Here is an 8,569-nt window from a genome sequence, read left to right on the forward strand (position 1 = left end):
AACACGAGCGGCAAGCGGCTTTCGCGACGTACGGGCGAAACGCTTCCCCGACGGCATCCGCGGTTCGTCCGCTCCCACGGCGTTCTCACCGCCGCAGGCTGTAGCTCACCATCGACGCACCCACCACCGACCCGAACGCCGGCAGCAGGAACTGCGCGAAGGCCTCCCAGCCCCATACGATCCCCGCGCACGCCGCCGTGATGTTGATGGCCAGGGACATGATCCACAGGGCGACGCTCTGGGCCTGGGGGGACATCGTTCCTCGTTGTCATCGGGGGCCGGGGAATGGAATGGGCAGGCGGAATCAGCCCGGCCCGGGGCTGGGATGGGGGCGGAATTCCGTCGCGGGTGCCCGGTGCGGCGGGGGAGGGCCGGGGGTGCTCCCGTTCGGCGCGGAATGCCCCGGGGCCACGACCGCGTGGTTCCCGGAGATCGCCGGAGCCGCCACGAGCAGCGTCAACGTGCCGACGGCGCACAGCCCGACGAGAAGCGTGCCCGCCGTGTGCGCACGCCGAGGGGCGCTCGGGCCTGGGGGACGCATCGGCATCACGGTCGCTCCGGAATCGAGTCCGCCCCCCTTTTCATGAACCCCTGAATTCTTCCACGGGAAAGACTCACAAAAAGGGCGACCACGATGCTTGAAGCGTAAAGTTTCGGGCTGGCTTGTGAATCCGCCGTGAAAGGTGAACCCCCGTCCGCATACTGATCGGTCGCTTTTGCGTGAGAGCTCCGGTGGTCCGTCCCCGCCGCCCTGTCGTACCCGGGCGGTACCGTCGGATCATGACCGATCAGGCGGGGGCCGCCCAGGCGGGCGAGCGGCGACTGGCCATGCTGGAAGGCGTACTCGAACGCATCACGTACGCCAACGAGGAGAACGGCTACACGGTCGCCCGGGTCGACACCGGCAGAGGCGCCGGCGACCTGCTCACGGTCGTGGGCGCCCTGCTCGGCGCGCAGGTCGGCGAGTCCCTGCGCATGGAGGGCCGCTGGGGCTCCCACCCCCAGTACGGCAAGCAGTTCCACGTCGAGAACTACACGACGGTCCTGCCGGCCACCGTCCAGGGCATCCGCCGCTACCTCGGCTCCGGCCTGGTCAAGGGCATCGGCCCGGTCTTCGCCGACCGCATCACCCAGCACTTCGGCATGGACACCCTCAAGATCATCGAGGAGGAGCCCAAGCGGCTCGTCGAGGTCCCCGGACTCGGCCCCAAGCGCACCAGGAAGATCGCCGACGCCTGGGAGGAGCAGAAGGCCATCAAGGAGGTCATGCTCTTCCTCCAGACCGTCGAGGTCTCCACGTCCATCGCGGTGCGCATCTACAAGAAGTACGGCGACGCCTCCATCTCGGTCGTGAAGAACCAGCCGTACCGCCTCGCGTCCGACGTCTGGGGTATCGGCTTCCTCACCGCCGACAAGATCGCCCAGTCCGTCGGCATCCCGCACGACAGCCCGGAGCGCGTCAAGGCGGGGCTGCAGTACGCGCTGTCCCAGTCCACCGACCAGGGACACTGCTTCCTCCCGGAGGAGCAGCTGATCAGGGACGCGGTGAAGCTCCTCCAGGTCGACACGGGTCTGGTCATCGAATGCCTGGCCGAACTGGCGGAACCCCCGGAGGACGGCGAGGACCCCGGCGTCGTGCGGGAGAAGGTGCCGGGCCCCGACGGCGGCGAGCCCGTCACCGCGATCTACCTCGTCCCCTTCCACCGCGCCGAACTCTCCCTCTCCGCCCAGCTGTTGCGTCTCCTGCGCACCGGCGAGGACCGCATGCCGGGCTTCCGGACCGTGGTCTGGGACAAGGCGCTGAGCTGGCTGAAGGGCCGTACGGGCACCGATCTCGCCCCGGAGCAGGAGGCCGCCGTCAGGCTTGCGCTGACCGAGAAGGTCGCCGTCCTCACCGGCGGCCCGGGCTGCGGCAAGTCCTTCACGGTCCGCTCGATCGTGGAGCTGGCCCGCGCCAGGAAGGCGAAGGTCGTGCTGGCCGCCCCCACGGGCCGGGCCGCCAAGCGCCTGTCCGAGCTCACCGGCGCCGAGGCCTCCACCGTCCACCGCCTGCTGGAGCTCAGGCCCGGCGGCGACGCGGCCTACGACCGGGACCGCCCGCTGGACGCCGACCTGGTGGTGGTCGACGAGGCGTCCATGCTGGACCTGCTCCTCGCCAACAAGCTGGTCAAGGCCGTGCCGCCGGGAGCCCACCTGCTGTTCGTCGGGGACGTCGACCAGCTGCCCAGCGTCGGCGCGGGCGAGGTCCTCCGGGACCTCCTGGCCGACGGCGGCCCGATCCCCGCGGTCCGTCTCACCCGGGTCTTCCGGCAGGCCCAGCAGTCCGGTGTGGTGACCAACGCACACCGGATCAACGCCGGCCGGCACCCGGCCACGGACGGTATGAAGGATTTCTTCCTCTTCGTCGAGGACGACACCGAGGCGGCCGGCCGGCTCACCGTCGATGTGGCGGCCCGCCGCATTCCGGCGAAGTTCGGGCTGGACCCGCGCCGGGACGTGCAGGTCCTCGCCCCCATGCACCGTGGCCCGGCCGGTGCCGGCACCCTCAACGGCCTGCTCCAGCAGGCCGTCACCCCGGGCCGCCCCGACCTGCCCGAGAAGAGATTCGGCGGACGGGTGTTCCGCGTCGGAGACAAGGTCACCCAGATTCGCAACAATTACGAGAAGGGCAAGAACGGTGTCTTCAACGGCACCGTCGGTGTGGTCACCTCGCTCGACCCGGTCGACCAGCGCCTGACGGTGCTCACCGACGAGGACGAGGAGGTGCCGTACGAGTTCGACGAGCTCGACGAGCTGGCCCACGCGTACGCCGTGACGATCCACCGCTCCCAGGGCAGCGAGTACCCGGCGGTCGTCATCCCGGTCACCACGGGCGCCTGGATGATGCTCCAGCGGAACCTGCTCTACACGGCGGTCACCCGGGCCAAGCAGCTGGTCGTCCTCGTCGGATCGCGCAAGGCGATCGGCCAGGCGGTGCGCACGGTTTCGGCGGGCCGGCGGTGCACGGCACTCGACTTTCGGCTCGGTTCAGCGAAAAATGATCGATCAAATGAGTCGTGAAGGTCACAAGACCCTTCCAGAAGGGGAACACAGGGGGCAGGATGAGCTAGTTGACGGCACTCAGTGCCGTCAATAGGCCCGATGGTCGACCCCGAGTGCACTCTCCTGAGCCAAGTGGGGGATGGTAGAGACAGTCAGGGCAACCTCGAAGATGAGGCACAACGTCGGTGAGGGAAGACGTGAGCGACAACTCTGTAGTACTGCGGTACGGCGACGGCGAGTACACCTACCCGGTGATCGACAGCACCGTCGGTGACAAGGGCTTCGACATCGGAAAGCTCCGCGCCCAGACCGGTCTGGTGACGCTGGACAGCGGTTACGGCAACACCGCCGCGTACAAATCCGCCGTCACCTACCTGGACGGCGAAGCGGGCATCCTGCGGTATCGCGGCTACCCGATCGAACAGCTGGCCGAGCGCTCCACCTTCCTGGAGGTCGCCTACCTGCTGATCAACGGCGAGCTGCCGACGGTCGACGAGCTCTCGACGTTCAAGAACGACATCACGCAGCACACCCTGCTGCACGAGGACGTCAAGAACTTCTACAAGGGCTTCCCGCGCGACGCCCACCCGATGGCCATGCTGTCCTCGGTCGTCTCGGCGCTGTCCACGTTCTACCAGGACAGCCACAACCCGTTCGACGAGCGCCAGCGCAACCTCTCCACGATCCGCCTGCTCGCCAAGCTCCCGACGATCGCGGCGTACGCGTACAAGAAGTCGATCGGTCACCCGTTCGTCTACCCGCGCAACGACCTCGGCTACGTCGAGAACTTCCTCCGCATGACCTTCTCGGTCCCCGCGCAGGAGTACGACCTCGACCCGACCGTGGTCTCCGCGCTCGACAAGCTGCTGATCCTGCACGCGGACCACGAGCAGAACTGCTCGACCTCCACGGTCCGCCTGGTCGGCTCCTCGCAGGCGAACATGTTCGCCTCGATCTCCGCCGGCATCAACGCCCTCTGGGGCCCGCTGCACGGTGGCGCCAACCAGTCCGTGCTGGAGATGCTGGAGGGCATCCGCGACGCCGGCGGCGACGTCGACTCCTTCATCCGCAAGGTGAAGAACAAGGAGGACGGCGTCCGCCTGATGGGCTTCGGCCACCGGGTCTACAAGAACTTCGACCCGCGTGCCAAGATCATCAAGGCCGCCGCGCACGATGTGCTGTCCGCCCTCGGCAAGTCCGACGAGCTGCTGGACATCGCGCTGAAGCTGGAGGAGCACGCGCTCTCCGACGACTACTTCGTCTCGCGCAGCCTCTACCCGAACGTCGACTTCTACACCGGTCTGATCTACCGGGCCATGGGCTTCCCGACCGAGATGTTCACGGTCCTGTTCGCCCTCGGCCGGCTGCCGGGCTGGATCGCCCAGTGGCACGAGATGATCAAGGAGCCGGGTTCCCGCATCGGCCGCCCGCGCCAGATCTACACGGGCGTGGTCGAGCGCGACTTCGTTCCCGTCGAGGAGCGCTGAGGCGCGGTACCGCTTCGGCCCCCGTATCCGCTTGCCGGGTGCGGGGGCTTTCGCGTGGTCTCCCGTGAGAGATCACGTGATCTCTCACATGATTTCTCACGCAATGAAGAAGGCGCCCCGGCGCCGGTCCCCCCACGGGCCGACGACCAGGGCGCCTTCCCAGTCCCGGTACGGATTCCCCCCACGGGATCCGGCCGGGCGTCTGTGAGGACAGCGCCTGAACCGCTGTTGAGCAGAACGAGCAAAACTCGCCGTGCTGCTGTGGTGTGCGATCTGCCGGGACAGCGCACGCCCGGGAGGGCCGCTCAAAGCTTCCCGGTGTACGTGCCCCGGCAACGCATCTCTGGAGAAGTCCCCCAAGACATCCCCAGATGGCAGGTCGCGCCCCCCAAGACGCTCCCTGACATCGTCAACTTAGACCTTCGAACCCCTTCGATGGTTACGTTCGCATCACTGTGATCTGCGTCTCTTGCGTATGTCCGGTAGATGCGCAAGAGCCCGGATATGCCGTCCGGGACCCAAGCGTAAGGAAGATGCGCGAGCCTTGTGAAGAGCTTATGTGAGCCGGGCTCGGGACTCCAGAGGGGCTCAAACCGCGTTTCGCCGTGAACTTGGGCGGGATTCGGGGGACTTCACCGGAATGTCCGCAGTCGCAGGCTGTTCGTGACGACGAAGACCGACGAGAAGGCCATCGCGGCCCCCGCGATCATCGGATTCAGCAGGCCCGCGGCGGCCAGCGGCAGCGCGGCCACGTTGTAACCGAAGGCCCACACGAGGTTGCCCTTGATCGTGGCCAGCGTCCGGCGGGACAGCCGGATCGCGTCCGCGGCCACCCGCAGATCGCCCCGGACCAGCGTCAGATCGCCCGCCTCGATCGCCGCGTCCGCGCCGGTGCCCATGGCCAGGCCCAGATCGGCGGTGGCGAGCGCGGCCGCGTCGTTGACGCCGTCGCCCACCATGGCGACGACCCGCCCTTCGGCCTGCAGCCGCCGCACCGCGTCGACCTTCTCCTCGGGCAGGACCTCGGCCACCACCTTCCCGATCCCGACGGCCGCGGCCACCGTCTCGGCCACCGCACGGTTGTCCCCGGTCAGCAGCACCGGTGTGAGCCCCAGTGCGCGCAGTGCGCGCACGGCCTCGGCGCTGGTCTCCTTGACCGCGTCCGCCACGGCCAGGACGGCCCGCGCCGTCCCGTCCCAGCCCACCAGGACCGCCGTACGCCCGGCCCGCTCGGCCTCGTCCCGCGCGCGGGCCAGCTCCGGCGGTACGTCGTCGAAGAGCCGCCCCACGACGACGTCACGGCCCTCCACACGGCCGCGTACGCCCCGCCCGGGGATGTTCTCGAACCCTTCGGCCTCCGGGAGCTGCCCGGCCCTCTCCTCGGCGCCCAGCGCGATCGCACGGGCGACGGGGTGCTCGGAGGCGTGCTCGACGGCGCCCGCGAGCCGCAGCACCTCCTTCTCGTCGGTGCCCTCGGCGACATGGACCTCCTGGAGGGTCATCCGGCCCGTGGTGACGGTGCCGGTCTTGTCCAGGACGACCGTGTCGATCCGGCGCGTGGACTCCAGGACCTCCGGGCCCTTGATGAGGATGCCGAGCTGGGCGCCGCGGCCCGTGCCGACCATCAGCGCGGTCGGGGTGGCCAGGCCCAGGGCGCACGGGCAGGCGATGATCAGGACGGCGACGGCCGCGGTGAACGCGGCGACGCTGTCACCGGTCAGTCCGAGCCACACCCCGGCCGTGGCGGCCGCGATCAGCAGCACCACCGGCACGAAGATCCCGGAGATCCGGTCGGCGAGCCGCTGCACCTCGGCCTTGCCGTTCTGCGCGTCCTCCACCAGCTGCGCCATCCGCGCGAGCTGTGTGCCGGCGCCGACCCGGGTGGCCTCGACGACCAGCCGGCCGCCCGCGTTGACCGTCGCGCCGGTGACCGGGTCCCCGGCCGTCACGTCCACCGGCACCGATTCGCCGGTCAGCATCGAGGCGTCCACCGCGGAGGTCCCTTCGACGACGGTGCCGTCGGTGGCGATCTTCTCGCCCGGCCGTACGACGAACCGGTCGCCGACGGCCAGTCGCTGTGCCGGGATCCGCACCTCGCGCCCGTCCAGCAGTACGGCCACGTCCTTGGCGCCCAATTCCATCAGCGCCCTGAGCGCGGACCCCGCACGGCGCTTGGAGCGGGCCTCCAGGTAGCGGCCCAGCAGGATGAACGCCGTGACTCCGGAGGCGACCTCCAGGTAGATCGAGGACGCGCCGTCCCCGCGCGAGACCGTGAGTTCGAAGGGATGCCGCATGCCCGGCATGCCCGCGTCGCCGAGGAACAGCGCCCACAGGGACCAGCCGAACGCGGCCAGCGTGCCGAGGGAGACCAGCGTGTCCATGGTGGCGGCACCGTGCCGGGCGTTGGTCCAGGCCGCCCGGTGGAACGGCAGCCCGCCCCAGACCACGACCGGTGCGGCGAGGGTGAGCGAGAGCCACTGCCAGTTGTCGAACTGCAGGGCCGGGACCATCGCCGGCAGGATCACGGGCACGGCGAGGGAGGCGGAGGCGGTCAGGCGCCGTCGGAGGGCCGACAGCTCGGGGTCCTCCTCCTCGGCGGCGGAGGCCTCCTCGCGCGGGGGCGCGGGCTCCTCGGCGGTGTACCCGGTCTTCACCACGGTGGCGATCAGATCGGCGACCTCGGTGCCCTCGGGGTAGGCGACCCGGGCCTTCTCCGTCGCGTAGTTCACCGTGGCCGTGACGCCGTCCATGCGGTTGAGCTTCTTCTCGACGCGGGCCGCGCAGGAGGCGCAGGTCATCCCGCCGATGAGCAGCTCGACCTCGGCGAGGGCCGGCTCGCGGTCGGCCGGTGCCTGGGCGGTGGTGCTGGTCATGTCCTCACTCCAGGTGATGCGGGGCGCCCGGGGAGCGGAACGGGCCGCACAGGCCGGGGGCGGCGGCCGTACGGCCCGTACACGGGTACGAGTGCCAGGTCTGGCGTGTCTCAGGCCTGGCCGGCTGTCCGGCCGGCGGACCGGGGCGATTCAGGCCCGGCCGGCCAGCTCGAAGCCGGCCTCGTCGACGGCGGCGCGTACGGCCGCGTCGTCGAGCGGGGCCGCGGAGACGACGGTGACCTCGCCGGTCTTGGCGACGGCCGTCACCGAAGTCACGCCGGAGATCTGGGAGATCTCGCCGGAGACCGCGCCCTCGCAGTGTCCGCAGCTCATGCCGCTCACCTTGAAGACGGTGGTGACGGGGCCCGTGGTGTCGGTCTGGGCGGTCATGTCGTTACTCCTCGTCGAGGCATGTGTGGCTATGGGGTCCGCTGGGGGATCCGCGCACCCAACTGTACCCCTAGGGGGTATCGATTCACGACGTACCCACCAGGGGTCGCAGATAGCGCAGGAGGGCGTTCTGCAGCTCCTGGGTGTATGCCTCCCGCTCGTCGCCCTCGTGGGCGAGGATGAGCTCCAGGCCGGCCTTGTAGATGCCGACGCACATCTGGGCGGTACGGGTGACGGCCGCCGGGGGTGCCTCGGGTGCGAACGGGGCGAGGATCGTCTCGACCCGGGCGACCAGCGTGGTGTGCAGCGCGTCGTGCTCCTCGGCGATGCGGCCCGGGATGTCGGGGCCGTGCATCAGTGCGAAGAAGGCCGGGTGGCGGCAGTTGAACTCGATGAAGCGGTCGACGGTCCCGGCGATCACCTCCTCGAGCGGAGTCGTGGCGGGGTCGATCGGGGTGAGGACCTCGTCGTACGACTGCCGCATCTCGTGCATGAGCCGGCTGCCCAGCTCGATCGCGATCGCTTCCTTGTTCGGGAAGAACTGGTACAGCGTCCCCGGGGAGACGCCCGCCTCGCGGGCGATGGCGTTCGTGCTGGCGGCCGTGTAGCCGGTCGTGGAGAAGACCCGGGCGGCGGCTTCGAGCAGCTGTGTGATCCGACGCTCGCCGCGGGCCTGGCGACGGCGCGGCCGGTCCTCGGCCGCCGTCGTCCCGGCTCCGGCCGTCCCGGCTCCGGCCGTCCCGGCTCCGGCCGTCCCGGCTCCGGCCGTCCCGGCTC

General features: G+C 69.9%; 6 protein-coding genes. 2 read left to right on the top strand and 4 right to left on the bottom strand.

What is annotated here, in order from left to right; translation table 11 throughout:
* Positions 1-85: 85 nt before the first annotated feature.
* The gene (locus ACFU3E_RS08565) at positions 86-256 is read right to left on the bottom strand and encodes a hypothetical protein (protein WP_157851227.1); all 171 of its coding nucleotides are present in this window, start codon (positions 254-256) and stop codon (positions 86-88) included.
* A gap of 524 nt (positions 257-780) precedes the next feature.
* On the opposite strand from ACFU3E_RS08565, the gene ACFU3E_RS08570 reads away from it, so the two are divergent.
* Together ACFU3E_RS08570 and ACFU3E_RS08575 are read left to right on the top strand one after the other, a co-directional pair.
* Positions 781-3,060, top strand: a complete 2,280-nt coding sequence (locus ACFU3E_RS08570; RefSeq protein WP_384153989.1) for an ATP-dependent RecD-like DNA helicase — start codon at positions 781-783, stop codon at positions 3,058-3,060.
* A 179-nt stretch (positions 3,061-3,239) separates the two neighbouring features.
* On the top strand, positions 3,240-4,529 hold the full coding sequence (locus ACFU3E_RS08575; RefSeq protein WP_384153991.1) for a citrate synthase: 1,290 nt from the start codon (positions 3,240-3,242) through the stop codon (positions 4,527-4,529).
* A gap of 632 nt (positions 4,530-5,161) precedes the next feature.
* Here ACFU3E_RS08575 and ACFU3E_RS08580 read toward each other — a convergent pair.
* From ACFU3E_RS08580 to ACFU3E_RS08590, 3 genes are all read right to left on the bottom strand, one after another.
* Entirely contained in the window at positions 5,162-7,402 is a 2,241-nt protein-coding gene (locus tag ACFU3E_RS08580) for a heavy metal translocating P-type ATPase (protein ID WP_384153993.1), read from the bottom strand.
* Positions 7,403-7,552: 150 nt separating this feature from the next.
* Positions 7,553-7,792: a heavy-metal-associated domain-containing protein gene (locus tag ACFU3E_RS08585; RefSeq protein WP_384153995.1), complete on the bottom strand. Its 240-nt coding sequence runs from the start codon at positions 7,790-7,792 to the stop codon at positions 7,553-7,555.
* Between the two features lie 85 nt (positions 7,793-7,877).
* On the bottom strand, positions 7,878-8,447 hold the full coding sequence (locus ACFU3E_RS08590; RefSeq protein ID WP_384154025.1) for a TetR family transcriptional regulator: 570 nt from the start codon (positions 8,445-8,447) through the stop codon (positions 7,878-7,880).
* Positions 8,448-8,569: the final 122 nt, after the last annotated feature.

Origin of the sequence: Streptomyces sp. NPDC057424 (assembly GCF_042803315.1) — a bacterium.
In the GTDB taxonomy this organism is placed as follows: Bacteria; Actinomycetota; Actinomycetes; order Streptomycetales; family Streptomycetaceae; genus Streptomyces.